Below are 26,496 nucleotides of genomic sequence, written 5' to 3'. Positions count from 1 at the left end.
TGATACTCGGGACTGGCGCAAGCCACAGGTTTTAAGACAAAATCGCATCGTTCTTTGAACATGCGATTTTTTTGTTGTAAAACAAAATGATTACTTGAAACAATAGCAATGGAGCGCAAATTGGATAATCCCAAAACCTATATGTTGGTCTTCAGCGGTTTCATTGCCCTACTTGTGCTCTTGTTGCTCATTAAGCAGACGGATGAGAACACGGTTTCAGCCACCGTCATTAGCAACACTTTAACTCAGTCCCTTGATGGTCAACGTCGGTACCTCACTATTAATTCACCTGAGATAGAGCAACAACGAGTGACGGTTCCAGTGTCCGCATCTTGTCCAGTGGGCTCTATTGCGTTGTTCCACCAAGCATCCCGCTCAAGTTTTGACTCATCCCTTTCATTCATTCGCTGTGAGTAAAGATACTGTGCGGACTTCCCAAATCAGAAGGATTTAACCATGCAAGCATTGATCGATGCCAAAGAACTTCATGCTTTATTAGACCAACCAAATGTAAAACTTCTAGACGCGAGTATTCGTTTTCAAATTCCTTCCGAAGGGAAAAAGATCACCAATAAGTGGATTCCAGGCTCATTGCGTTTCGACTACGACAATGACTTTTGTCTGCCAGATACCAATCTCCCTCATATGATGCCAACAGAAGAAGGGTTTAATCACAGCGCTCAGAAACTTGGCCTGAACAACGAAGACCTTATTGTTGTTTATGACAACTCAGGAACACTCGCCTCTCCGCGCGCATGGTGGATGTTTAAGGCAATGGGACACAATAATGTCAAAGTGCTTAATGGTGGCCTCCCGGCTTGGATTGAGGCTGGACTGCCTGTCACGGATGCATTGTCAGAAGCTAAGCAGCTTGGAAACTTTACCGGGAAATTAAATAAACATGCTTTTTTGGACGCAAATGCAATATTAGAGTACTCAAACAATTGCAGTGCAAACATTGTTGACGCTCGCTCACGTGCACGTTTTTTAGGCGAGGTACCAGAGCCAAGGGAGGGACTGCGTTCTGGTCATATTCCTAATTCTGTTTGCCTCCCTTTCCAAACATTGTTGAATAATGGCTTTATAAAGGCAGACTCGGAATTGAAACAAGCATTTAGTGCACTAACGTTATATAATGATAAATCAATCATTTTCAGTTGTGGCTCAGGTGTAACGGCCTGTATTTTGCTGCTAGCAGCATACCAGTTAGGTTGGCGTGATTTATCGGTCTATGACGGGTCATGGACAGAATGGGGCGCAGACCACTCATTACCCATTACTCGCTAATCTAGGAGCTATCGAAGCGGCATGGTCAGGTTAAAGAAGAACATTTGGACACTATACATGGCGCTACTTACAATAAGCGCCGTGTTGTTCGTGTTGTTTGGCCGCTACCATTATGAGTCAACCCTGAATAAGTACAAAGATAAGCAGCTCCTACAATTGGAGCTGTTTGCCTCTTCTGTCGAATCACTTCTGAAAGGACAAGAATCGTTACTTGAAGTCATTGGTCATCAGTTGGTCGAGAGAAATGACTTTTCTCGTACAGCAGCAGTTCAAACTCGCCCAATGCTGGACAAACTGCTCAGTATCCATCCGGCGATTATTGGGTTCGGCCTAACTAACCCCGATGGAGACTACATCGCCGTAAGCTCCAATTTGATCTTGGCAAAGCTGCATAATCTAAAACAAGATCCACTGACTCGTGATACCTTTTTGGCAGCGCTCAACTCCGACCGAATGATTATAGGTCGAACGTATTTTATGCCAGCTCAAGATTCACTTGTGATTCCGATCCGAAAAGCAATTCCAAATAAAGATGGTGTTGTACAAGCAGTGATGACGGCTGGCTTTAATATGAATTCATCTTCGGTTTTTCGTAACGACATCCATGCCAATGAGCACAACCGGGTCACATTGATCCGCAGTGATGGCTACCTTACTTTTAGCTCGTCAGAAGATACAACCCTAGAAGATTACCTAAAACCTGCCAATGATTTAGATATAAAAGCCGTTATGGCTCAAATAACAAAAGATTCAGGCTGGGATATGGCGCAACTAAAAGAGCTCACACGAGCGCTAAATATTGTTGTCGACAATTCTCGCCTGAGTGAGTTAATCACATTGAGATACCTTCCTGATTATCATCTTTGGGCCTCTTCCTCGACAGATTTGAATTTTATTAAGCGCGGATTTTACGAACAGTTTGCACTGTACTCGATTGTTTTTCTTATCGTCCAAGGTGCTTTTTACGCTTTATTCCGCTCCATTGCGAACAATGAACATAAAACAAAACTACGTTTGCTCTATCAAGCGAACCACGATCATCTCACTGGATTACCAAACCGAGAGTACCTACGCGCAAACATTCGACATTGGCTTTCAGGGAAAGGGAATCCTTTTTCTTTGATGTTTATCGATATTGATAATTTCAAATCAGTCAACGACACACATGGTCATGACTTTGGCGACGAAGTTCTAAAACAAATATCTATCCGCTTAAACACCTTTGTTAACGATGGCCGATTAATCATCCGTGAAGCCAGTGACGAGTTTATTTTTCTAACAAATCGAATTGATGAAGTAAGCGTTAAAAGACTAGCGAGCGACTTAATAAAGGCGCTATCAGAACCCTACGAAGTCAATGACAGTCAGTTCCTGCTCAGTTGCAGTATTGGTATTGCCTGCTATCCACACCATGGTGAAACATTAGATGAACTGCTCCTGTCAGCCGATATTGCGATGTATCAAGCGAAAAAACAACGCAACGTATACAGCCTGTTCAATCAGCAGATGCAAGCTACACACCTGCGTAAAATGAAAATTGAGCAACGCCTGAGGCTCGCGATAGATAAGCAAGCGCTTCATATGGTTTATCAACCTCAGTTAAACCTAGAAGGCGATATTTATGGTGTCGAAGCGCTTATTCGTTGGAGTGATGATGAGCTCGGCTTAGTCCCACCAAGTGAATTTATTCCCGTCGCAGAAAGCACTGGGTTGATGGTTCGTATTGGTGAACAAATCATTGAAAATAGCCTGACGGATATGGCTAAACTGACTGGTAATATTGATACATCTATCCAGATGTCTATTAACATCTCGGTCAAACAGTTTGTTCACGCCAAATTCATTACTAATCTTATGAATGCTATTGAGAAACGCGGCATCGAATGTTCAAAGATTACCCTAGAGATCACCGAAAACCTGTTTATTGAAGATCTTGAAAAGTTCGCACCAATTTGCGAGCGCTTGCATGCTCTTGGCTTTAAAATCTCGCTCGATGATTTCGGGACTGGCTACTCTTCATTAAGCATGTTGCGTACGCTACCTATTGACGAGGTGAAGATTGACAAGAGCTTTGTCGATCACATTGAGGATGACAAAAAAGCGCTGAATATGGTTAAGAATATCATTTCTATCGGCAAAAACTTTGAAATGAAAGTACTGGCTGAAGGAGTAGAAACGCTGCAACAACTGAATGAGTTAAAAGCTTGCGGTTGTGATTTGATTCAGGGCTACTTCTACTCTAAACCTTTATCGCTTGAAGACTTGATCGCTTTTACGAAGCAGAACCAAAGCAAAGAAACCGTAGTTGAATAATTACGATCGCTTTGCTTAGAAGGTTTTATTTATTCATTTCTTGGTACATCACCTCCACCAATTCTCCTTTCGGATCGCCTGACAATTCCCAAGTAAAAATACCGCCTAAGTTCGCCTGTTTAGCCCAATTTGCTTTGGCTTTGATCGAGCGTTGATCTTCGTAAGAGATAAAGACTTTCTTTACAGGATGCCACAAGTAAGGCGCTTGAGATTGCTCATCATACTTGTACTCGTAGCCCTGCTCCGCTCCATAGTTCTTCACCAAATCCCAGAACATGAAATAGCCGTTCTCACCCGTACCAAACTGCGCTCCTTGCTCGGATACAAGATCTTGCGTTGGTAAACCACCCGAGAAGTCTTTGGTGCCTTGCCAGCCACGCCCGTAAAACGCAGCGCCAATCACCAGCTTCTCACTTGGAATACCGAGCTCAATCATCTGATTGATGAACACGTCTGCGCCCATGCCCCACCAGCTTCGCTCAGTCGCATGCAAGTTGGTAGTATGCCCGGTTTGCTGCCCCCAACCACCAAGGAAGTCATACGTCATCGCAAACATGTTAGTTAGGTACGGCTCCGCGGCTTTCCAATCGATACCTGCTGCTTTTGGACCAACGCCAACAGCAGTAGAGAGCTCGTATTCACGTTTGGTTTGATTTGTGAGTTCATCTAATTCTGCACGCATGGTTTTCACCAAATAGGTAAAGGCCTCACGCTCAGATACTTTTTGCTCATCAGAAAGCTTGGTGTCAGGGTTCCAAGGCGACGTTGTTAAACCGCCACCACCAGGGTATTCCCAATCCAGATCAATACCATCAAAGAAATCATATTGAGCAATCAACTTAACGGCAGTTTTTGAGAATTGATCCATCGCTTGTTTGTTTTTTGCCATAGCATGGAACGGTTCGGACATTGTCCAACCACCAAAAGAAGGGAGAATTTTGAGATCAGGATGTTGTTTCTTCATTTCAGCAAGTTGAGCGAAGTGGCCTTTGTATGGCACGTTAACGGAGACAGCTCCAAAGTTCTTTTCCAGTGCCGCTTCTGTATCGACAATGATCGCCGTATACGGATCTTTTCCTTCACATTGTTCGGCAACCAGTTTTTGTACCGTTTCAGAAGCACCGGCATGAGGGCCGCACATACTAAGAAACGCGTAAATCACATGCGTCAGCTTATCTGCGGGAATATCGTTCACCGTGTATGGGTTTTCTGCATTTGCGTACTGCCAATCCGCAAAGTAACCCGCTACGACTTTTTGCTCGGCGTGCGCCGCACCAGTTAGCCCCATAATCAGTGCAGCAAGAAGTGTCTTTTTCATTGTGTTCTCCAGAGTAGATGTACAAATTTAAAGCTACTCCTAGAGAATATTTTTAACTTGAAAACGAAATCAGGCTGCGAGTCATTTATAACTCCTCGCAGCCTGATTACATAAATTGCATATTATTTGTGCTAACTCTCAGATGCCGCGTTGCCGTGCATTTGCTCATCTAAGTTGAGTACCGTTAATGCGTTGCTGACGCTCGTGGCGATCACGTCTATCGCTCCGGTTCTTAATGCTCCAAGTAAGGCGAGCGGCTTGCTGTTCTCCGCTGCAATCGCGATGACTTCCGATATTGGGCGAAACTCTTCAATACCAAGGCCAATCACTCGGTCACTCATTACGGTGTTGGCAACATTACCGTGAATATCAAAGAAATCATAACCTGCAAAGTCCCCGACCACGCCTTGTTGAAGCCTCGACTGAACCACTTCATCAGGCGTAAACCAACCTAAGTCCACCATGTAGCTGTTTTCGCTCATGTCACCAATACCGACCAAAGCGACATCAGCTTTACGTGCTAGGTCGAGCGTTTGTTTCACGGTTGCATTTTGCATGAAAGCCAACTTCTGTTCTCTGTTCTCTGCATAAGCCGGCGCATAGAGAGTTTCGGACGTTCCACCGTACTTTTTCGCTAACTGACGACAAATGTGGTCGGCGTTATACATACCACCACGTGGGTGAATACCGCCGATACCACATACAAATTTACAGTCACGCGGCGTAATAACACCAATATGGTGAGCGACGGACGACACGTTGCGCCCTTGTCCGACCGTCACCACCATGCCGTTTTTAAGCGTGCTGGTGAGGTAATTGGACACCAATCCCGATACCTGTAGTCGTTGTGCTTCTTCATTCGGCTGATCAAGAGCAACAAGCGCGCGCTTAACGCCGAATCGCTCGATCAAACGTTGTTCAATCTTGGCGCTAAACACCGGGTGGTATTTAACGGTAATTTCAACGATGCCTTCATCACGCGCCTGCTTGAGCATTCGCCCGACCTTTGCGCGTGATATGGCAAATTTTCTCGATATCTCTTCCTGAGTCGCACCGTCTTGATAATACGCGACGGAAATCTCTGTCAACAAATCCGTGTTTTCAATGGAAATATCTTGATTAGAACTGCTCATGGTTTCTCTCGCCCTTTAAGAGGATCGATATTGTATGCAATAAGTGAGCATATGCTCATTGACTTAGCATATGTTCTTTATCAATTTAAACGCTACATTTGCTCATCGCAATAACATTTTCTCACTACAATTTTTTACCCTCACGTACAACGCTCAACCTTTGAACAATAAGGGCAAACGTTTATTTGGGTTAACCACTAAACACACAGTAAAAAAACGTTGATGAAGTTCACTATAAGTCGATTTCAGCGATTGACTTTCAGCATAGATAGGATAAATATGGACACATCATTTACTCAGCTATCGATCAAATGTTCATTGCATTTGTTCGGTAACGAAATTTTCCGTAGTTGGCTGAGCAGATGTCTCATTAAATGCGATGAGACGATTAGCTAACTCGCTTGCAAATGCACAAGCTGTGATAACAAAAATCACGCTTAAGCCCATTTAAATAGGATGATCGATTATGAGCAACAAGTTAGAGCAACTTCGTAAACTAACGACTGTAGTAGCAGACACTGGCGAAATTGATGCAATCAAAAAGTATCAACCAGAAGACGCAACAACTAACCCTTCTCTTATCCTGAAAGCCGCTCAAATCTCAGAGTACGCACCTCTAATCGATGCTTCAATCGAATATGCTAAAGCACAGAGCAACGACAAAGCTCAACAAGTTCAAGACACTTGTGACATGCTTGCAGTAAACATCGGTAAAGAAATCCTAAAAACTATCCCAGGTCGTATCTCTACAGAAGTTGATGCTCGCCTATCTTACGATATGGAAGGCAGCGTAGCGAAAGCACGCCAACTAGTGAAAATGTACAACGATGCTGGCATAACTAACGACCGCATCCTTATCAAACTGGCGTCTACTTGGGAAGGTATCCGCGCAGCTGAAATCCTAGAGAAAGAAGGCATCAACTGTAACCTAACGCTTCTATTCTCATTCGCTCAAGCGCGTGCTTGTGCAGAAGCTGGCGTATTCCTAATCTCTCCATTCGTTGGCCGTATTATGGACTGGTACAAAGCGAAAGAAGGCCGTGACTTCGAAGCTTCAGAAGATCCAGGCGTACTGTCTGTAACTAAGATCTACAACTACTACAAAGAGTACGGCTACAAAACGGTTGTTATGGGCGCGAGCTTCCGCAACATCGGTGAGATCCTAGAACTGGCTGGCTGTGACCGTCTAACTATCGCTCCTGCTCTACTTGCTGAGCTAGAAGCGGCAGAAGGCGAAGTGGTTGAGAAGTTGGTTGACTCTAAAGGCGCAGCTGAGCGTCCTGCACCAATGACTCACTCTGAGTTCCTATGGGAACACAATCAAGACCCAATGGCGGTTGAGAAACTGGCTGAAGGCATCCGCAACTTCGCCGTTGACCAAGGTAAACTAGAAGCGATGATCGAAGCTAAGCTTTAATTGCTTACCAAAAGCGAGTAGCCCGTCTACTCGCTTTTACCATCAGCGCTTATTCAAGATTTTCTATTTGAACTTGTTTCGACGAGTTCCCTCTATTTAAACCCTTATCGAGAAGTAATCACTATGGATCGTAAATACCTAGCAAATGCAATCCGTGCACTAAGCATGGATGGTGTTCAACAAGCTAACTCTGGTCACCCAGGTGCACCTATGGGCATGGCTGATATCGCTGAAGTTCTTTGGCGCTCTCACCTAAACCACAACCCATCAAACCCTGAGTGGGCAGACCGCGACCGTTTCGTACTGTCTAACGGTCACGGCTCAATGCTAATTTACTCTCTACTGCACTTGAGCGGTTACGAGCTATCTATCGATGATCTGAAAAACTTCCGTCAGCTTCACTCTAAGACTCCTGGTCACCCAGAGTACGGCTACGCGCCTGGTATCGAGACAACAACGGGTCCTCTAGGTCAAGGCATAACTAATGCGGTTGGTATGGCTCTAGCTGAGAAAGCACTAGCAGCACAGTTCAACAAAGAAGGCCACGACATCGTTGACCACTTCACTTACGTGTTCATGGGCGACGGCTGTCTGATGGAAGGTATCTCGCACGAGGCATGTTCTCTAGCTGGTACACTAGGTCTAGGCAAACTGATCGCATTCTGGGATGACAACGGCATCTCTATCGATGGTCACGTTGAAGGTTGGTTCTCTGACGATACACCTAAACGTTTCGAAGCGTATGGCTGGCACGTAATCCCAGCAGTAGACGGTCACGATTCTGAAGCGATCAACGCAGCAATCGAAGCGGCGAAAGCGGATCCTCGCCCTACACTTATCTGTACTAAGACAATCATCGGTTTTGGTTCACCAAACAAATCTGGTTCACACGATTGTCACGGTGCGCCACTAGGTGCAGAAGAAATCGCAGCAACACGCAAAGAACTAGGTTGGGAGCACGGTCCTTTTGAAATTCCGCAAGAAGTCTACGCAGAATGGTCAGCGAAAGAAACAGGCGCAGCTAAGGAAGCAGCGTGGAACGAGAAATTTGCAGCTTATGAAGCAGCGTACCCTGAGCTGGCAGCTGAATTTAAACGCCGCGTAAACGGTGAGCTTCCTGCACAGTGGGAAGAGAAAGCAAGCCAAATCATTGCCGATCTTCAAGCAAACCCAGCGAACATTGCATCACGTAAAGCATCTCAAAACGCTCTAGAAGCATTTGGTACTCTACTACCTGAGTTCATGGGCGGCTCTGCTGACCTAGCGCCTTCTAACCTAACCATGTGGTCTGGTTCTAAGTCTCTAGAAGCAAGCGACTTCTCTGGTAACTACATCCACTACGGTGTACGTGAATTCGGTATGACGGCGATCATGAACGGTATTGCGCTACACGGTGGTTTCGTTCCTTACGGCGCGACATTCCTAATGTTCATGGAATACGCTCGTAACGCAATGCGTATGGCGGCTCTGATGAAGATTCAGAACATCCAAGTGTACACGCACGATTCTATCGGTCTTGGCGAAGATGGCCCAACTCACCAACCGGTTGAGCAAATGGCATCGCTACGTCTAACGCCAAACATGAGCACATGGCGTCCATGTGACCAAGTTGAATCAGCAGTGGCTTGGAAACTAGCGATTGAACGTAAAGATGCACCAACTGCGCTTATCTTCTCTCGTCAAAACCTAGCGCAACAAGAGCGTGATGCTGAGCAAGTTGCGGACATCGCGAAAGGTGGTTACATCCTGAAAGATTGCGAAGGCAAGCCAGAGCTAATCCTTATCGCAACAGGTTCAGAAGTTGAGCTAGCAGTAGAAGCAGCAGCACAGCTAACTGCTGAAGGTAAGAAAGTACGCGTTGTTTCAATGCCATCAACAGATGCATTCGACAAACAAGACGCCGCTTACCGTGAAGCCGTTCTACCATCAGACGTAACAGCTCGTATCGCTATCGAAGCAGGTATTGCTGACTTCTGGTACAAGTACGTAGGCTTCGACGGTCGCATCATCGGTATGACTTCATTCGGTGAATCTGCACCTGCTGGTGAACTGTTCAAAATGTTCGGTTTCACTACTGAAAACGTAGTAAATACAGCAAAAGAACTACTAGCGTAATTGCAGTAAAAAGATAATCAGTTTTCTCTATTGCGAATGTGAAAACTGAAAAGCCCCGCCAGCAATGGCGGGGCTTTCTTTTATCTGGCCCCTATTTGTGTAAACACAGCCAGAAAGTGAACACAACGACTTTCGTTACGGCTATTTGTCTTCAAATCGAAGCGCGAGCTGATAGAAATCTTGTACTTGCTCTTTCAACTGACGGCTGTTTTGCTCTACGGAGTGCGTTGCTGCCAAGTTTTGCTCTGCCGTAGAAGCAATAGAGTGAATATGCTGATTTACATCGCTGGAGAGCTTCAGCTGATTATTCGCCGCTTCCGCCACATCGACCATCAACCCACTCATGCTTTGCATCATCTGTTCAACCTCAGACAAACGAAGCGCGCTTTGCTCTGCAACCTGAGAACATGTATCCGTTTGCTCTTTGTTTGCCAGAATGTCTTTTTGCCAACTTTGTATCGTCGCCAACATAGCAGAGATAGACGCTTGGATTTGTTCAGTTGCATTGGATGTGCGACCAGAGAGCGCGCGCACCTCATCGGCAACAACAGCAAAACCACGACCTTGCTCACCCGCCCTCGCCGCTTCAATTGCCGCGTTAAGTGCCAGTAAATTGGTTTGTTCTGCGATCCCACCAATCTCTTCCATCAAATGATTCACTTTCTGCGCCTGATCACTCAGCTGATACGTCGTTTCCGTCGCTTTTTCAGCTTGAAGGCTCAACTGCGTTAGATTGGTGTGCGTTTGATCGATGGTTTCCTTCGCCATCAAGCATGACTTCAAGGTGTCATCAATTAGCATATGGGCATCATTGGTGCTAGAAGAGACTGAATTCGCCGAAGACTCCACCTCTTGAGTCGCATCACGTACGCGATGAATATCGGTGTTTTGCTGATTTAATGCAGCCGAAACTTCTGCTGTGGTTTGGCTCAACTCTTCAGCACAATGCTGCAAAGGCAATGCGGAGTCTGTCATTCTTCCTAACACGGTTCGAATTCTTGCGGATAGCATTTTGATATGGAAATCGGCAATCGAAAATGCCGTATTACCGGAATAGATCAAGCGACTCACGCTGTCGTATTGCTTTTGTAACTTTTTCAGTTGTTGAGGCGTATCAATTAATTCTTGGCGGAATAACAACGCTAGAACACTCGCAGGTAGTGCACTTGCAAGCCAAGCTAATGGACCTTCAATAGACAATGCATATGCGGCGGCAGGTGCGGTCAATGCGCCAAGTAGAATCGCATAGCGAATGGTTTCATTGAGTTTCAACGACCAAGTACGACCTGACTTCTCGGCGGCGCGCATACTCTTGTAGGCTTTCGTGGCTATATCAACCCACTCTCGCTTTGGCTTCACGCGCACAGATTGATAACCAACAACGTGGTTATTTTCATAAATAGGGGTGACATAGGCATCAACCCAATAGTAACCGCCCGACTTAGTGGCATTCTTAACCATGCCGCGCCAGGCTTTGCCTTGCTTAAGACGAGCCCACATATCGCCGAAAGCGGCTTTAGGCATGTCATTGTGGCGAACGATATTGTGGTTCTGACCGACGAGTTCTTCGTGAGTGTACTCAGCAACACGGCAAAAGGCTTCGTTACAATACGTAATAACACCTTGTAGGTTCGTTGTTGAGACGAGTTCCTCAGACTCCCTCACGAGAGTTTCTTGAGCTTTATGAGAAATATTGGCTGACATAGACGAAACTTCTGTAGTTTTTATTGATTTTCGGCAAGATATATACAGGATTTTTATTTTTATTACAAAAAGTTAGATAAAAAGTCTTATCAATTCGACATTTTTAGTGTGGGAATTCACATTATCAATAAAAATATAAAGAAGCAGTTGTGGAGTTGAGCTAATAAACAAAACCCGACACGTTATGCCGGGCCATGTATAGAAGATCTAATCAAGCAGTTTGGGATTCCGTTTCTTTGTTCGTTTTCAAAGCAAACATCACGATGACGAGTAACACAAAAGGAAGAACGTACAAATTAAGGTTTTGCCAACCTACGGTGGATTCAAGCCAGCCAGATAGTAATGCAGTGATAGTGACACAACTGAACACAAAGAATTCATTAAATGCTTGAGCTTTGCTCCTGTTTTTCGCTTCATAGCTTTGACTAAATAACCCAGTTGCCGCGATAAACATAAAGTTCCAACCAACGCCTAACAGAACTAAAGCAAGACTAAAGTGCCAAATGGACACTCCGTGTATGTTAATTCCAATGCAAGCAACAAATAGCAATCCACCGGCTAAAATCATATTCTTCGCGCCAAGCCGCTCTATCAAGCGTCCCGTGACAAACGCCGGTGCAAACATGCCCAGCACATGCCATTCGATCACTCCTGCCGCTTTGTCAAAATCAAAGCCACAACCAATCATCGCCAGAGGCGTTGCTGTCATTAAAATGTTCATCACCGCATACGCAACCATTGCGGCGATAACCGCTAGCATGAAATTAGGTCGACGGATAATATGCCCCACTTTATCCGCTTTAGTATGTAGAACTTGCGTGTGTGCTGGTGGAAAACGAATCGTTTGCAGCACGATCAACGCAGTTATATAAAGTCCAATAAGCACGGCAAAAGCACTAATGTACAAACCATCATCTGACCATTGCTGCGAATACACCGCCAAATTAGGGCCAAGTATCGCCGCTAGTACCCCTCCCGCCATAGATATCGAAATCGCCCTGTGTCTTGCCGACTCTTCACACACTTCAATAGCAGCAAATCTGTATAGCGTTCCGAAGCCAATACCAACACCAAGCAAAAAGGTAGAAACACAGAACAGATAGAAGTTCTGTTGACTTAACGCATACGTCGCTAGGCTGGCACCCAAAATGCCAATAACATTACCGAGACTAAACCCAAGTCGACGTCCCAACTTGCCCATAATTAGTGATGCTGGGATCGTCGCAGCCATCAGTCCTAAAAATTGCAGCGCAACGGGCAACGTAATAAAACTTGATGACGGCGCAAGTGTTTTGCCAATAAGGGCAATAACAGATATGAGTAAAATATTCCCTGTCATTAATAGGGCTTGGCAAAGGGATAATAGCCATACATTACGATTCAATTCCAAATTCCTTTTGGTTACAGCGCATACAGATAACATATAGGAAAGCAGAAACAATAGAAAGAGATGCGAGTAATTCTCAATAAAAAAGAGCCAGAAGCACAATGCCTCTGGCTCTTTAAAAAAGTTCTTTCTGTTGAGCTTATTTGTTACGGCGCGCTTTTACTGCATCTGAAAGCTGACGAAGTACGGTTTCCGTATCTTCCCAACCGATACATGCATCGGTAATCGACTGACCATAAGTGGCCGCTTTACCATCTACTAGGTCTTGGCGACCTTCAACTAAATGAGACTCAATCATCACACCAAAAATTGCTTCTTCGCCACCAGCGATTTGCTCTGATACGTCATCAGATACCAACATTTGACGTTTGAACTGCTTCGAGCTGTTAGCGTGGCTAAAATCAATCATCACTTTTTTCGGTAGCCCTGCGCCATCTAACTCGTTTTTAATTTGAGCAACATGCGCTGCACTGTAGTTTGGCTCTTTACCACCACGGAGAATGATATGGCAATCAGGATTGCCAGCGGTTTCTACGATCGCAGAATGACCGTATTTTGTTACTGATAAGAAGTGGTGAGAAGCACTTGCAGAACGAATCGCATCGCTCGCGATCTTAATGTTCCCGTCTGTACCATTTTTAAACCCAACAGGACAAGAAAGACCAGAAGCAAGCTCACGGTGAACCTGAGATTCTGTCGTACGAGCACCGATAGCCCCCCAACTAATCAGATCCGCCACGTACTGAGGCGTGATCATATCTAGGAACTCACTCGCGGTCGGCAAGCCCATATCGGTAAGATCAAGAAGAAGCTTACGTCCAATACGCAGACCATCATTCAGCTTGTAGGTATCATTTAGGTAAGGGTCGTTGATCAGACCTTTCCATCCTACCGTTGTACGCGGTTTCTCAAAATAAACTCGCATCACAACTTCTAGTTGTTCACCAAGTTCATCACGTAATACTTTTAGCTTTTTACCATATTCAACCGCAGCAGCAGGATCGTGAATGGAACACGGGCCAACAATTACAAGCAATCGGTCATCTTTTCCTTCAAGAATATTGTGAATGGCATTACGGCAATCGAAAGTGGTCGAAGAAGCGGTTTCAGTCGCTGGGAACTTCTCTAATACTGCTACAGGTGGCAATAACTCTTTTACTCTATTTATTCTTACATCATCAGTTTGAAACATTACTTCTACTTCCTGGTTTTTATTTCCGACCCAATTTTTTGCCAACTGAACTCATTGCAACATTGTTCACAAAGCGAGCAGCATCAAGGGCTCTGGTCATTTTCTGTCTAGCGTTTAAGTAACTTATCGGCTTAGGCGTAGACTTGCAATCAGTTTTTGCAAATAAATGCAAATAAAAACCACCTGTTAACCACCGCGCACAATGTAAAATAAAGTTTACGAAAAAAAGTTCAAAATAATCATCAATTTTCTTATGACCCTAAAAATCTTTACTACAATGTAAGAAATATCAGAAGTTTGTGAGGTGTTATTGGTTAGTAAATGTTGATCAAGTTCAAAGATATTGTTGCTTGATATGAAATGATTAGAATATTAAACTAATTTCTTATAAACGCTGGTTTTTTCTAATTTTTTGATAAAACGAAGTAGAAGTTAATATGCAATCAATACAAGGAAACATTATGAACAAAGTAGCAATTGCAGTAGCAGCAGTGGTAGCTGGTAGTAGCGCGCTTTTAAACTCTGCTCAAGCTGAAATGTATATCGGGGGCAAAGTAGGCATGACTACACTTGACGATGCTTGCTATCTAAATAGCCCTTGTGATGATGAAGCTTTTGGTGCTGGACTACATATCGGTTATGACTTCACCGATATCATCGGGCTAGAGTATGGTGTCGACTTCTTAGGCGATTACAAAGCTAACTTTAAGTCAGGGGCTAATACAGTTAATACGATCGACGGCAATTTAACGGCTTTAACTCTCGCACCTAAATTCAACTGGCACTTAAACGAATCTTGGAACTTATTCGCTAAGATCGGTGGTGCTTACATGATGTCTGATGACGAAAAAGATTTCGTTCCAACTGGCTCGCTAGGTGCTGAATACACTATCGACAGAAACTGGAGCGTACGCGCAGAATATCAACGCTATCAAGACCTGTCTGATGACGTATGGGACGACATGGACGCTAACTTCTTCGGTATCGGCTTTAACTACAAATTTGCGGCTGCGCCAGTGGTTGCGGCAGTTGTAACAGAAGAAGTGGTTGAGCCAGATCCAGAACCAGTGATGATGAGCAAAGTGCACAAAGAAGAGTACGGTACAGGTACGTTTGAATTCGACAGTGCTAAGCTAACAGACTCTGTTTCGGAGCGTCTAGACAACTTCGTATCATTCTTGAACGAATACCCTCAAGCTCAAGTAGAGATCACTGGCTACACGGATAGCTCTGGTCCTGCGACTTACAACCAAAAACTGTCTGAGCGTCGTGCTCAATCTGTTGCGGATTACCTAACTGCTGCAGGCATTGACTCAGATCGTTTAACTGTGAAAGGCATGGGTGAAGAAAACCCAGTTGCTGACAACAGCACTCGTGAAGGTCGTGAGAAAAACCGTCGCGTAGAGGTTGTGGTTCCTTCGTTTGAATACCAAGAGCTAGTTCAACCTGAATAAACATTTATGATACTTTATCTATGATGTTGTAACAGTTAATGGGGTGCGTTTGCACCCCATTTTGATCTCGCTTTATCGCTCTTTTTACTATGGTTTTGGAAAAAAGATTAACTCGTTATCTTGCACCATAACGCAATCCATACCCGCTGCATGCGCCGCTCGTTTACCTAGCTCGGTATCCTCGAATACAAGACATTGTGACGCTTCCAACCCAAGATGCTCGGCCGCCACCAAAAAGGTATCCGGAAAAGGCTTATGGTTCTCTACATCACTTGCTGTTACCACAACATCCAACTTGTCCAATAAACCGGAGTGGCTCAATAAGCGCATGGCACTTTCTCGTTGACTGCCAGTCCCGACCGCTATTTTCTTGTGGCCTAAATATTCTTCTAACACGATATTAGTGCACGGAATAACGTCACCGTGCAGCTCCATAGCAGCGAACGTTTCCATTTTAAATGTAGCGACGGTTTTAGGATCTAATGAAAGCTCATGCACACGGTTTAGCTCCTCAACAATTTTAAAGCTCGGCATACCTCCTAAACTGTGAAACCACTCCTGACAAAACGGAAAATCAAAGCGATCTGCGGTTGCTTGCCAAGCAGCCAAATGGGCTGGCATGGTATCTATTAAAGTACCATCCATATCAAATATGAATCCCTCATAGGGCCTAAAATCAATCGTGCTCATGTCTTTTCTTCTATTTGTACATCTGTGATGTTAATTTATCAGCTCTTTCAATCGTCCTTACCGGCATTTACTTATCATGCTCAAAATTTCGAACTCCGTCACAATTCAAGAGTGGGAAATTCAATTATCCCCAATTAGAGCTCAAGGAAATGGTGGCCAGAACGTTAACAAGGTAGCGTCCGCTATACATTTACGCTTTGATATCCGACATTCCAGCTTACCTGACTTCTACAAAGAACGATTACTTGCTCTTTCTGACAGTCGTATAACTAAAGATGGCGTGATCATCATCAAAGCGCAACAATTTCGCACGCAAGAACAAAATAAGGAAGACGCCCTGAATCGGCTTCAAGCTTTAATTAAAGCTGCCGCCTTACAGGAGAAGAAGCGTATTAAAACGAAACCAACCCGTGCTTCTCAACGCCGAAGACTTGATACCAAGAACAAGCATGGAGCGAAAAAGCAGCAACGTAAGAAAGTGCTGTATTAATGCATGTCGTTTTCTCGACATGTTAGTTGAACAACGTTTGCTAGCCCTTGGGAAATCTCATTGGATTTCTCTTTTTAGTTACTTATTCAGGAAACAACAATATGACTATTAGGCAAAAACTCTACTTCCTCGGAGTTATCGCCATTTTAGGCATCGTGGCCCTTTTGGGTACGTCATCCCATTTCGCCAATAAGAGCAATGAACTTAACCACGCCATCAAACTCGTTGGCGATCTAGAAATACGTTTACTCAACTTACGCAGAAACGAGAAAGATTTCTTACTGCGTAGTAATGACAAATACCTAAACAAATTTGATGCGAATGTTGATAAGTTTCTAAATACAGAAAGAGAGCTTGCGAGCATACTCACGAGCAATGAATTACCTTCCAGTCAACGATTCAAACAAGACCTCCTTGCATACCAAAAGGGCTTTCAGAATCTGGTCAGTGCTTACCAACTCTACGGACTTGATGCAAAGAGTGGCCTTCTTGCTGCTTACGAGCAAGCACTGTTAGAAGCCAAGCAACGCTCCGACCACCAGCAATTGCTGGCGTTGGTTCGTTTTGACTCTGCGGTCAAATCAGGTCAATTCAATAGTGATTTGCTTGTTGGGCTATATGCTCCGGAGCTCACCAAAACAGGTAAGCTAGTAGCGACACAAAAACAAGTTGTAGGAGTCGCTTACGACCAAGGCCTACTTGGTGAAACTCGCGCATTATCTCATGCCGTAGAAGAACAATTTGAAACCTTTTCGACAGCCCTTAGCTCTGCTGCTGCAAAGCGTGATGAACAAATGTCGACCATCAAGCAAGTCATTACTGCTCTGATCTTAGGTGTTATTTTCGCATTGATTTGGCAGATCTCTCGCTCAATCAATACACGAGTAAACAGCTTGCTTGGCACCATTCGAAGCATTAGCGAAACAAACAACATGGGACTGCGCTCTGACTTGAAAGGCAAAGATGAGCTATTTGATATCAGCCACCACCTCAATGATCTGTTGGATAAGCTTGAGCAGTTAATTAGTGGCACCCAAGAAAAATCTGCGCAGTTAACGGCCAGTACCGATAATATGCATCGTGAGCTAGAAGGAGTTATGGAGCAGTTCCATACTCAAACGGACCACACTGCATCGATGGCTACTGCGGTTCAGCAAATGGTGGCAACGATAGGCGAAATATCGGAAAGCACGTCGGTTGCGGTAGAGGGTGTACATCAAGCCGCGAATAATGCCGAACAAGGCCGAAGTGTTGTTGAAACTACTGTAACCAACATTGGTCAATTGACCAGTATTTTATCGAACAGTCAGCAGTCGATTGGCTCGTTGAACCAACATGTAGATAAAATTGGTGGTGCGGTGAACATCATCCAAGAAATTGCGGAACAAACTAACTTACTGGCTCTCAATGCAGCAATTGAAGCCGCGCGAGCGGGCGAACAAGGTCGTGGCTTCGCCGTTGTTGCCGATGAAGTACGTGCCCTAGCTAGCCGAACTCATCAATCTACCGAGGAAATCACGCGAGTTGTTGTTGATATTCAAGCTCAAATGTCGACGGTCGTGGCGGATATTGATCAATGTAACGATCAAGGACAACAAACGCTTAATGCCTCTGAAAAACTTGACTCTAGCCTGCAGCAGATCATCACTGACATGCATGCAATTCAAGGCAATTCGGAGCGCATTGCTTCTGCGATTGAAGAGCAAGGTATCGTGATGAACCAAGTTAGTGGCTCAATCACCGAGCTTAACGCGATATCTGAAAACAACATGCAATCCGCTCAGGAATGCTTGCACGAAGTGAACTCTGTTTCTGCTCAAGCTCATGATATGGACGAAGCAGTTGCACAATTTAAAACCGCGCTAAAATAACCTTCCCTACAAATAAAAAGCCCGAGGCAATCATTGCTTCGGGCTTTTTTCGACTTTAACTTCGTGCTCTACTGTGCACAGCGGGTGTGATTACTCATCATCAAGAGGAACCAGCTTGGTGTTGCCGCCATGAACTTTCTCACGCTGTCTTTGCACCAGAGCGTAGAAGCCTGGGATCAAGAATGTACCTGCTAGAAGCACACACAATAGACCACCAATCAGCGACACGCCGAGCGAGTTTTGGCTCACGTGCCCTGCACCTGCGGCGAAGATCAGCGGGAAGATACCCAGGATAAACGACCAAGATGTCATATTCACAGCGCGGAAACGTAACGTGCCTCCTTTAACCGCTGCACTATCGATATCAGCATCTTTTTCTTCACGTTCTTGCTTGGCGAACTCCACAATCAAAATTGCGTTTTTCGCCGCCAAGGCTATGAGCAAGACAAGGCCAATTTGCGCATACAAGTTAAGTGGTGTCCCAGTCAGGTTCAACGCTAAGAAGGAGCCTAACGTTGCTACTGGCACCACCAAAATGATGGCTAATGGAATACTCCAGCTCTCATATTGTGCCACCATGAATAAGTAAATGAAGATCAAAGCCAGTGCAAACGCATAAATGGCTTGGTTACCCGCAAGTACTTCCTGATAAGCCATACCTGTCCATTCGTACGTGTAGCCCTGCGGAAGGACCTCTGCAGCAACGCGTTCCATTGCGGCAATCGCATCACCACTAGAGTAGCCCGGAGCTGGTTGGCCTTGAATGATAGCACTGCGGTACATGTTGTAACGCCATGCCACATCAGGCTCGAACACTTGCTCGTAGCTCACTAGCGTACTTAGCGGAACCATATCGCCGTTCGAAGAACGAACATGGAAACGCTCTAGATCTTCCATGCTGCTACGGTGCTGGCTATCAGCTTGCATGGTTACGCGGAAGTTCTTACCAAACATGGTGAAGTCATTCACATAAAGCGAACCTAAGTTGCCTTGCAAGGTTTGGAAAATAGACGACAGTGAAATACCCAACTGCTGTGCTTTCTCACGGTCGATATCAACGTAGTAGTGCGGGACATTCGCGCGGAACGTACTAAACGTGTAGGCAATTTCAGGGGCTTGGTTGGCCGCTTGGATCATTTCTCCCATGACCATCGACAAATCGGTACGGCTTCGCCCTAGCGTATCTTCAAGCACAAACTCAAAACCAGACGCAGCGCCCATACCAGGGACCGCCGGTGGCCCCATCGCAAACACAACCGCTTGAGGCAACTCTGTTGCAGCACGACCGTTAATACGCGCCGCGATGGCATTGGCAGAGTGTTTCCCTTGCAACGAGTTACGAATATCCCAGTCATGCAGTTTGATAAACACAGATGCACCGTTTGATGCCGCTGCGCCTGTCATAAACGAGTAACCGTTCGCAACCGTCACGCCATCCACACCAGGTTCTTCACCAATCATGTTCATTAAATCATTGGTGACTTCTTCAGTACGAGATAAAGATGCTGAATCTGGTAGCTGAACGTTAACCAGCAAAATGCCTTTATCTTCTTGAGGAACAAACGCTGTTGAGGTGGTTTTCGCAAAGAAAGTGACCGCCGCGATAGCGACTATAAAGAACGTCACGAGTAGCAAAGATTTCTTCACCAAGAAACCAGCGACCTGACCATAACGCGTTGTGATACGCTCTAAGCCTCGGTTGAAAGCCTGGAACCAGTTAGCCGTGTTGCCCCCACCCTGCTTCAATACCAAAGAACAAAGTGCTGGAGACAGCGTCAATGCGTTAATGGATGAGATCACAACCGAAATACAGATGGTCAAAGCGAACTGGCGATACATGATACCAGTGATACCCGGCAGCATCGCGACTGGTATGAATACCGCAAGTAGAACCAAGGTCGACGTGATGATTGGGCCCGTTACTTCTTTCATCGCTAGCAATGTCGCTTTACGCGGTGAAATGGTTGGGTCTTTCGCCATGGTGGTATCGACGTTTTCGATTACCAGAATCGCATCGTCCACCACGATACCAATCGCGAGGATCAAGCCAAACAAAGTGACCGTATTGATGGTGAAGCCCGTCGCCTGCATGATGGCAAACGTACCAATCAGAGAAACGGGGATCGCAACAACAGGAATCAACGTTGCGCGCGCGCTACCCAAGAACAAGTAAGTTACAGCAATCACCAATAGAATCGCTTCAATCAGCGTTTTGACTACCCCTTTGATCGATTCAGATACGAACACGGTTGTATCGTAGCTGGTCTCATACGCCATGCCCTCAGGGAAGTTTTTACTCAAGTCCTCAAGCAGCTCCATGACGGCCTGACCACTTTCTAACGCGTTCGCATCCGATTGAAGAGACAATGCAACAATTGACGCGTCCTGACCACGGAATTTACCGTTACCATCGTAGAACTTTTTACCTAGTTCGACACGAGCGACATCTTTCAGATAAACCGTGGAACCATTTGGATTAGCTCGAAGGACAACGTTCTCAAACTCGCTCACGCTTTCCAAGCGACCTTTGGTCACAAGGTTAAACTGAACTTCTTGAGGATTGTTGTATGGTGCTGCACCAACACGCCCTGCCGCAACTTGAACGTTTTGTTCAGCCAAAGCGGCGTATACGTCTGACGTGGTTAGCTTAAGGTTGGCCATTTTTTCCGGATCTAACCAAACACGCATTGCGTATTCGCCACCACCAATCACGTTAACTTCACTAATGCCTTTCGCACGAGCCAGCTGATCTTTTACATTCAAGTTAATGTAGTTAATCAAGAACTGATCATCGTATTTGCCATCAGGTGAATAGAAGTTAAGTACCATCAGCAAGTCAGGTGAGCGTTTTTTCACCGTCACACCAACCATGCGCACTTCTTGAGGCAGTTTTGACTCGATCTGTGATACACGGTTTTGCACGTTTACTTGCGCCATATCTGGATCGGTCCCGACATCGAACGTGACGTTTAGGCTGTATGAGCCATCGTTCGCGCTCTTTGAAGACATGTAGATCATGTCCTCAACGCCATTGACCGAGGTCTCTATGGGGTCCGCAATGGCCTGCTCGACAACTTCCGCACTCGCACCGGTGTAGTATGCCGAAACGCTGACTGATGGCGGACTTATCTGTGGGTACTCCGCCACTGGCAAAATCGCCAGTGAGATCGCGCCTGCTAGCGTTAATATGATCGAAATAACCAGCGCGAATTTAGGTCTCTGAATAAAGAAACGACTTAACATAGTGCCCCCTACTGCTTATCTTCAGCAGGTGTTTGAATGCGCACTTCTACACCATTACGCACACGCTGTAGGCCCTGTGTAATAACCGTATCTTCCTGTTCGAGGCCTTCTCGAATGATAATGCCTTGTTCAACCTGAGGTCCAAGCTCGACGTTACGACGCTCTGCCACACTTCCCTCAGCCATCACCATCACAAAGTCACCTTCTAAGTCAGTCTGTACGGCACGTCGTGGGATAACAATAACGTCTTTCGTGTTCTTGTCTCTCAAGTTCACTTTGATGTGCTGACCAGGAAGTAACTTCTGATCCGGGTTTGGAACTAGCGCACGCATAGCAATCGTACCCGTTTTGGTGTCAATACGATTACCTAAGAAATCGAGCTTACCGAGATGCTCAAAAAATTGGCCATTTTCCAGCTCAAGCTGAACTTCAACTCTGTTTGATTCTGCTGAGCCGTCGCCTTTGACTTGATCCATACCCATGGCTAAACGCTCGCGCTCACTCACACTAAATGAAGTATGCACTGGGTCTAAGCTCACCAATGTCGTCAGCACGCCAGATGAAGGGGAAACAAGATCACCGGTACTCACTTTGGTATCGCTAATACGACCGCTGAACGGAGCTCGGATTTGAGTATAAGAAAGGTTAACTTCAGCAAGCTTAAGCTGAGCGTTTGCTGCTTCTAGCTCGGCTTTCGCACCAAGAAGTGCCGCAGTTAAGGCGTCAAACTCAGATTGAGAGATACTACCGCGAGGCAACAAGTTTTTACCTCGGGTGTGGTCTAGTTCCGCTTTTTTTAGCGCGGCTTTTGCTTGTGCAAGTGCCGCTTTAGCGCTCGCGACTTGTGCTTCAAAAGAAGATGGCTCGATAGAATAAAGAAGCTGCCCTTTTTCTACCATTTGCCCCTCTTCAAAGTGACGAGCTTTTAAATAGCCAGAAATCTGCGCGGTAATATTGGTATCTTCTACTGCTTCAATGCGACCGATATAAGACTTGCTCGGTTGGTAGTCGATAACCGTGACATCCTGAGTCACTACGAGAGGCGCTTGGCCTTCCCTTTGGGCATTATTAGCTTCCCCGCATCCAGCGAGGATTGCTGTAGCCGCCATTAGTGCGACAAGTGGTTTCTTTTGCATGTATTTACCGTCTTTATAGAACAGGATATTGTTGAATTCCCATCAACCTTACTCCTTGCTGCAACTGAAAACTTCACTCAAAAGCCCCCAAAATGTTACTAAATGTAAACATGAGAAACAAAAAGAAAATAAAGTAATTTAGTTAACAGTGATATTTAATGAACAACATACAAACAGCTCAATCATAACTATTTGATATATACTCTCAGGCATCGTGCATTTAGAGGCGCTAGGAAACGCGAATTAAGATATCGTATAAAGACGGAAGTGAGATTCGGTGCTCAAGATAAGAACGTTTTATGGTTAAAAAGACAAAAAATGACGCCTTCATACTCAAGACCCCGATTTTGACTATTTTTTTAATATAAATGGGTTATCATTCAATTAATTCAACGCCTTCGACAGAGAGGATGACTATGATTTCTAAATGGGCAAAACGCTTTTACCAGATGGCAGAACTAGTAGCGTCTTGGAGTAAGGACCCATCAACACAAGTCGGTGCAGTTATCACTAAACAGAATCGCATTGTATCTGTTGGATTTAATGGCTACCCGCACGGTGTTTCTGACAGTGTCGATACCGATGAACGCGAGTTGAAATATCTAAAAACACTGCATGCAGAAGAGAACGCAATTTTGTTCTCAAAACGTGATTTAGACGGATGTGATATTTGGGTGACGCATTTTCCATGTCCTAACTGCGCGGCAAAGATCATTCAAACAGGGATCTCACACGTACACTGCCCTGAGCAGTCTGAAGACTTTTTATCTCGCTGGGGAGATAAAATCCAAGTCAGCCAAGACATGTTCGATCAAGCGGGTGTGAAAGTCGACTGGCTACCACTAGAAGACATTGAAATTGAAGACAAAGACGTACGTTAATGTTTCGTTTTTGAATTTAAAAATAGCCCAGATGACTCTGGGCTATTTTTCCCCATTCAATCGAGAAGAACCGCTCGACCTGGTCTGTTAACCGTGTTTTTTCGCGGTGATTTCAGCAATTTTGACGATGACAAGCACTGACTTCTCCATCATTTCAACCGAAATAAACTCATGAATCCCATGGAAGTTAAAACCACCAGTGAAGATATTCGGGCACGGCAACCCCATAAAAGATAAACGAGCGCCATCTGTACCACCACGAATAGGTTTTATAATCGGCTCCACATCACACGCTTCCATCGCTTGCTTCGCTAGCTCAATGATATGCGGGTAAGGCTCAACCATTTCTCTCATATTGTAATAGCTGTCTGTTATTTTCAGTTCTACAGAACCATGGCGTAAGCCCGCGTTCATGTCATCAACGAGTTTCTGCATAAAGGCTTTTCGCTCTTCAAGGCCCTGACGATCAAAGTCTCGGATAATGTAACCAAGCTCGCTTCGCGCCACGCCCATTTCTGCCGATTTTAAATGGAAGAACCCTTCGTAGCCTTCGGTTGTTTCCGGAGTTTGATCTTGGGGCATTTGAACTTGAAATTTCGCAGCCAAGTTCATCGCATTGACCATTTTGCCTTTTGCGGTACCTGGATGAACGCTAACACCATGAAAAATCACATCGGCGTTTGCCGCATTAAAGTTTTCGTATTCCAGTTCACCTTGCGGGCCACCATCAATAGTGTATGCCCATTTCGCGCCAAACTTTTCAACATCAAATAAATCTGCGCCCCGGCCAATCTCTTCATCTGGTGTAAAGCCGATACAAATGTCGCCGTGTGGAATGTCTGGATTTTCTAGTAACAGCGCGACTGCAGAGAGAATCTCAGCAATACCAGCTTTGTTATCCGCGCCAAGTAATGTAGTGCCATCGGTAGTGATAAGATTGTGGCCATGTAGATGATGTAAATCTGGATATTGCACCGGAGATAGCACTTCATCCCCCAACCCTAGCGCAATATCGCCGCCTTGGTAATCTTCAATAAATTGCGGTTTTACGTTTTTTCCTGAGGCGTCAGGCGCGGTATCCATATGGGCAATAAAGCCTATAGGCGGCACCTCATAATCAACGTTAGCTGGCAGTCTAGCCATCAAGTAGCCATTTTTATCTAATGTCACATCACTTAAGCCAAGTTCAATCATCTCTTTCTTAAGCAACTCAGCAAACACAAGCTGACCAGGCGAGCTTGGGCAAAGCGTAACATGTGGATTTGATTGGGTATCGAACGTGACGTAGCGAAGAAATCTTTCAACTAAATGTTTCATATTTATTCTCATTGTTTTTATACGATGAGGCTTTATCAACCATCAATAAGCTGACCTTACCTCATCAAACCTCAAGCTATGTTACGCTCTTAGCTCAATAAGAATTTGCTTTGAATCATTTTTTCATAAGAAAGGCTACGGCACATCCCCTCGTCAATTGAAGCATGAATCTAATCTAATAATTCCTCAGCTAGTACTCGCCACTCTTTTACCTTACCGCGAAAATGACGCCATTGTTTATCGGTCATAGATTGAGAAATATCTAATGTCAGTTGATCGACCAGCACAAAGTTAGAATCAATATTTTTAGAAAGCTGCTCACTGTAATAGCTCTCTGGCTCGAACAACAGGCGCATAAATATATCCTGATAAGTGACAGCATTGGATTTGTTGTAGAACAGATATTCGAGCTCTTGATATATCGTTGCTCGATAACCTCTCCATAAAGGGCTGTTAAGAGTGACTTGCTGAGAAAACGTTTGAGCTAATTGGCGCTGACTTTCTGATAGACTTCCCAACCACTCTTCCATCCATTCTTCTGTGTTATCTAGAATAATTTCACGTATTTCATCTTCCGTTTTATCCGCATATTTTGCGTTTCGCTCTTGATAATGCTCTTGTACATTACTCAGAAATTCCCGTTCTTGATCTTTCGTTAACTGTAAACTCAAAGCAAAAAGGTCTGGTGCCGCTTTGCTTACCACTCTATCGTAATGCGCTCGCATTCTATCTCGATTTTCCTGCAAATAATTTAGGGTGATATCGCTCGCTTTTAATCTCTCAAGCTCTTTTAAATGATCGATATATAACGGTAACTCTTCTTTCTTATGCCATTCTGCTAACAATAATAAGCGTTCTTCGACCAAGACTTCTTGTTCACCTTGCAGAGAAACATAATCCTCTATGTAATCGATAACGAACCAATCGATATTGCTGTATAGAAACTTCTTCGTACATCCGGCAAGAAGAAATACGAAACAAAATAGAAGGCCATAGCGAAGCACCTTATTAGATACACCCTGTAATTTAGTCACTTATTCGTATTCCCTTTTCTATTGATTAAGTTCTATACTCAACTTGTATCACTTAATATTGCGGCAAACTTACACCAGTGTGACAAATATTGATTGCCACCTTAATAATATATAGAGTTTGAAATTAACTTTTTGATCACAGCTATCCGCAAAAAAGTGAGTTAGAGCGCAATTATCGGCTAAAAAATGCACCGAACGACGCTCCCTATAACGGCATATAATTTGCATGGATGTTTTTTGGATGGTTTATGGAGGCGAAGTATGGCAGCCGCTGAGCAACTTGATACCAGTGTAGAATATGAGATTCGATATTTTGAACAGGGGAAAATGCACTGCATGAGAGTCATTGCTGAAAGCAAAAAAGTGGCTTATCAGTACTATTTAGAGTGCGGTAAGCACAACAGTGACTTGTACTCTATTCGCCCAGACAAATAAAAAAACCGCCTTTAAGGCGGTTTTTTTATTATTAAAATCACGCTAAGCTATTGATCCCATTGACGGTTTGGGATTGTTC

20 protein-coding genes are annotated in these 26,496 nt (G+C 44.7%); 10 read left to right on the top strand and 10 right to left on the bottom strand.

Annotated elements, in window-relative coordinates; genetic code table 11:
- Positions 1-120: 120 nt before the first annotated feature.
- Genes B7360_RS15335 through B7360_RS15325 form a run of 3 tightly spaced genes read left to right on the top strand, consistent with a single transcriptional unit; the run spans position 121 to position 3,600 of the window.
- The gene (locus B7360_RS15335) at positions 121-417 is read left to right on the top strand and encodes a hypothetical protein (protein ID WP_005396101.1); all 297 of its coding nucleotides are present in this window, start codon (positions 121-123) and stop codon (positions 415-417) included.
- A 39-nt stretch (positions 418-456) separates the two neighbouring features.
- On the top strand, positions 457-1,287 hold the full coding sequence (locus tag B7360_RS15330; protein WP_085343910.1) for a sulfurtransferase: 831 nt from the start codon (positions 457-459) through the stop codon (positions 1,285-1,287).
- A 21-nt stretch (positions 1,288-1,308) separates the two neighbouring features.
- Entirely contained in the window at positions 1,309-3,600 is a 2,292-nt protein-coding gene (locus B7360_RS15325) for an EAL domain-containing protein (RefSeq protein ID WP_085343909.1), read from the top strand.
- A gap of 25 nt (positions 3,601-3,625) precedes the next feature.
- Here B7360_RS15325 and B7360_RS15320 read toward each other — a convergent pair whose 3' ends face one another.
- Both B7360_RS15320 and B7360_RS15315 read right to left on the bottom strand, forming a co-directional pair.
- Positions 3,626-4,918 (bottom strand): glycoside hydrolase family 18 protein, encoded by a 1,293-nt coding sequence (locus B7360_RS15320; RefSeq protein ID WP_085343908.1) that lies wholly within the window; start codon positions 4,916-4,918, stop codon positions 3,626-3,628.
- Between the two features lie 131 nt (positions 4,919-5,049).
- A complete protein-coding gene (locus B7360_RS15315) occupies positions 5,050-6,051 on the bottom strand; it encodes a sugar-binding transcriptional regulator (RefSeq protein WP_005396112.1) in 1,002 nt (333 codons plus the stop codon).
- 466 nt (positions 6,052-6,517) lie between these two features.
- Between B7360_RS15315 and tal the strand changes: the two genes are divergently transcribed.
- Together tal and tkt are read left to right on the top strand one after the other, a co-directional pair.
- Positions 6,518-7,468: a transaldolase gene (gene tal / locus B7360_RS15305; protein ID WP_085343907.1), complete on the top strand. Its 951-nt coding sequence runs from the start codon at positions 6,518-6,520 to the stop codon at positions 7,466-7,468.
- Between the two features lie 123 nt (positions 7,469-7,591).
- Entirely contained in the window at positions 7,592-9,583 is a 1,992-nt protein-coding gene (gene tkt, locus B7360_RS15300) for a transketolase (protein ID WP_085343906.1), read from the top strand.
- A 141-nt stretch (positions 9,584-9,724) separates the two neighbouring features.
- Here the strand turns inward: tkt and B7360_RS15295 are convergent, their stop codons facing one another.
- From B7360_RS15295 to aroG, 3 genes are all read right to left on the bottom strand, one after another.
- Positions 9,725-11,287: a PAS domain-containing methyl-accepting chemotaxis protein gene (locus B7360_RS15295; protein ID WP_048624841.1), complete on the bottom strand. Its 1,563-nt coding sequence runs from the start codon at positions 11,285-11,287 to the stop codon at positions 9,725-9,727.
- 211 nt (positions 11,288-11,498) lie between these two features.
- The gene (locus tag B7360_RS15290) at positions 11,499-12,671 is read right to left on the bottom strand and encodes an MFS transporter (RefSeq protein WP_085343905.1); all 1,173 of its coding nucleotides are present in this window, start codon (positions 12,669-12,671) and stop codon (positions 11,499-11,501) included.
- A gap of 142 nt (positions 12,672-12,813) precedes the next feature.
- Entirely contained in the window at positions 12,814-13,866 is a 1,053-nt protein-coding gene (aroG, locus tag B7360_RS15285) for a 3-deoxy-7-phosphoheptulonate synthase AroG (RefSeq protein WP_012842357.1), read from the bottom strand.
- Positions 13,867-14,327: 461 nt separating this feature from the next.
- Here aroG and B7360_RS15275 point away from each other — a divergent pair, with 461 nt between their 5' ends.
- Entirely contained in the window at positions 14,328-15,320 is a 993-nt protein-coding gene (locus tag B7360_RS15275; protein ID WP_005396135.1) for an OmpA family protein, read from the top strand.
- Between the two features lie 87 nt (positions 15,321-15,407).
- On the opposite strand, the gene B7360_RS15270 is transcribed toward B7360_RS15275, so the two are convergent.
- Positions 15,408-16,010: a beta-phosphoglucomutase family hydrolase gene (locus B7360_RS15270; protein WP_031780520.1), complete on the bottom strand. Its 603-nt coding sequence runs from the start codon at positions 16,008-16,010 to the stop codon at positions 15,408-15,410.
- 76 nt (positions 16,011-16,086) lie between these two features.
- Here B7360_RS15270 and arfB point away from each other — a divergent pair, with 76 nt between their 5' ends.
- A complete protein-coding gene (gene arfB / locus B7360_RS15265; protein WP_005396137.1) occupies positions 16,087-16,500 on the top strand; it encodes an alternative ribosome rescue aminoacyl-tRNA hydrolase ArfB in 414 nt (137 codons plus the stop codon).
- Between the two features lie 101 nt (positions 16,501-16,601).
- On the top strand, positions 16,602-18,371 hold the full coding sequence (locus B7360_RS15260; protein WP_085343904.1) for a methyl-accepting chemotaxis protein: 1,770 nt from the start codon (positions 16,602-16,604) through the stop codon (positions 18,369-18,371).
- A gap of 90 nt (positions 18,372-18,461) precedes the next feature.
- Here B7360_RS15260 and vmeZ read toward each other — a convergent pair whose 3' ends face one another.
- A complete protein-coding gene (vmeZ, locus tag B7360_RS15255) occupies positions 18,462-21,614 on the bottom strand; it encodes a multidrug efflux RND transporter permease subunit VmeZ (RefSeq protein WP_085343903.1) in 3,153 nt (1,050 codons plus the stop codon).
- An 8-nt stretch (positions 21,615-21,622) separates the two neighbouring features.
- Positions 21,623-22,750, bottom strand: coding sequence for a multidrug efflux RND transporter periplasmic adaptor subunit VmeY (gene vmeY / locus B7360_RS15250; RefSeq protein WP_085343902.1), 1,128 nt, complete (start codon positions 22,748-22,750; stop codon positions 21,623-21,625).
- Positions 22,751-23,166: 416 nt separating this feature from the next.
- On the opposite strand from vmeY, the gene B7360_RS15245 reads away from it, so the two are divergent.
- A complete protein-coding gene (locus B7360_RS15245) occupies positions 23,167-23,631 on the top strand; it encodes a dCMP deaminase family protein (protein WP_005373515.1) in 465 nt (154 codons plus the stop codon).
- Between the two features lie 87 nt (positions 23,632-23,718).
- Here B7360_RS15245 and pepT read toward each other — a convergent pair whose 3' ends face one another.
- Together pepT and B7360_RS15235 are read right to left on the bottom strand one after the other, a co-directional pair.
- Positions 23,719-24,948 carry a peptidase T gene (gene pepT / locus B7360_RS15240; RefSeq protein WP_048624837.1) on the bottom strand — a complete coding sequence of 410 codons (1,230 nt, stop codon included), beginning with the start codon at positions 24,946-24,948 and terminating at the stop codon, positions 23,719-23,721.
- A 170-nt stretch (positions 24,949-25,118) separates the two neighbouring features.
- Positions 25,119-25,982, bottom strand: a complete 864-nt coding sequence (locus B7360_RS15235) for a DUF6279 family lipoprotein (protein WP_085343901.1) — start codon at positions 25,980-25,982, stop codon at positions 25,119-25,121.
- 261 nt (positions 25,983-26,243) lie between these two features.
- On the opposite strand from B7360_RS15235, the gene B7360_RS15230 reads away from it, so the two are divergent.
- A complete protein-coding gene (locus tag B7360_RS15230) occupies positions 26,244-26,417 on the top strand; it encodes a hypothetical protein (RefSeq protein ID WP_005373524.1) in 174 nt (57 codons plus the stop codon).
- The last annotated feature ends 79 nt before the right edge of the window (positions 26,418-26,496 follow it).

Origin of the sequence: Vibrio sp. ArtGut-C1, assembly GCF_002105475.1 — a bacterium.
Classification (GTDB): domain Bacteria; phylum Pseudomonadota; class Gammaproteobacteria; order Enterobacterales; family Vibrionaceae; genus Vibrio; species Vibrio diabolicus.
The sequence above is the reverse complement of the archived record's forward strand: the minus strand, read 5'-3'. Positions and strand labels throughout refer to the sequence as shown.

Excerpts from the sequence above, each read along its gene's own strand:
- B7360_RS15275 (WP_005396135.1), top strand. The coding sequence starts at position 14,328 with ATGAACAAAGTAGCAATTGCAGTAGCAGCAGTGGTAGCTGGTAGTAGC.
- B7360_RS15245 (WP_005373515.1), top strand. The coding sequence starts at position 23,167 with ATGATTTCTAAATGGGCAAAACGCTTTTACCAGATGGCAGAACTAGTA.
- arfB (WP_005396137.1), top strand. The coding sequence starts at position 16,087 with ATGCTCAAAATTTCGAACTCCGTCACAATTCAAGAGTGGGAAATTCAA.
- B7360_RS15230 (WP_005373524.1), top strand. The coding sequence starts at position 26,244 with ATGGCAGCCGCTGAGCAACTTGATACCAGTGTAGAATATGAGATTCGA.
- vmeY (WP_085343902.1), bottom strand. The coding sequence starts at position 22,750 with ATGCAAAAGAAACCACTTGTCGCACTAATGGCGGCTACAGCAATCCTC.
- pepT (WP_048624837.1), bottom strand. The coding sequence starts at position 24,948 with ATGAAACATTTAGTTGAAAGATTTCTTCGCTACGTCACGTTCGATACC.
- B7360_RS15330 (WP_085343910.1), top strand. The coding sequence starts at position 457 with ATGCAAGCATTGATCGATGCCAAAGAACTTCATGCTTTATTAGACCAA.
- B7360_RS15270 (WP_031780520.1), bottom strand. The coding sequence starts at position 16,010 with ATGAGCACGATTGATTTTAGGCCCTATGAGGGATTCATATTTGATATG.
- aroG (WP_012842357.1), bottom strand. The coding sequence starts at position 13,866 with ATGTTTCAAACTGATGATGTAAGAATAAATAGAGTAAAAGAGTTATTG.
- B7360_RS15320 (WP_085343908.1), bottom strand. The coding sequence starts at position 4,918 with ATGAAAAAGACACTTCTTGCTGCACTGATTATGGGGCTAACTGGTGCG.
- B7360_RS15315 (WP_005396112.1), bottom strand. The coding sequence starts at position 6,051 with ATGAGCAGTTCTAATCAAGATATTTCCATTGAAAACACGGATTTGTTG.
- tal (WP_085343907.1), top strand. The coding sequence starts at position 6,518 with ATGAGCAACAAGTTAGAGCAACTTCGTAAACTAACGACTGTAGTAGCA.
- vmeZ (WP_085343903.1), bottom strand. The coding sequence starts at position 21,614 with ATGTTAAGTCGTTTCTTTATTCAGAGACCTAAATTCGCGCTGGTTATT.
- B7360_RS15295 (WP_048624841.1), bottom strand. The coding sequence starts at position 11,287 with ATGTCAGCCAATATTTCTCATAAAGCTCAAGAAACTCTCGTGAGGGAG.
- tkt (WP_085343906.1), top strand. The coding sequence starts at position 7,592 with ATGGATCGTAAATACCTAGCAAATGCAATCCGTGCACTAAGCATGGAT.
- B7360_RS15325 (WP_085343909.1), top strand. The coding sequence starts at position 1,309 with ATGGTCAGGTTAAAGAAGAACATTTGGACACTATACATGGCGCTACTT.
- B7360_RS15260 (WP_085343904.1), top strand. The coding sequence starts at position 16,602 with ATGACTATTAGGCAAAAACTCTACTTCCTCGGAGTTATCGCCATTTTA.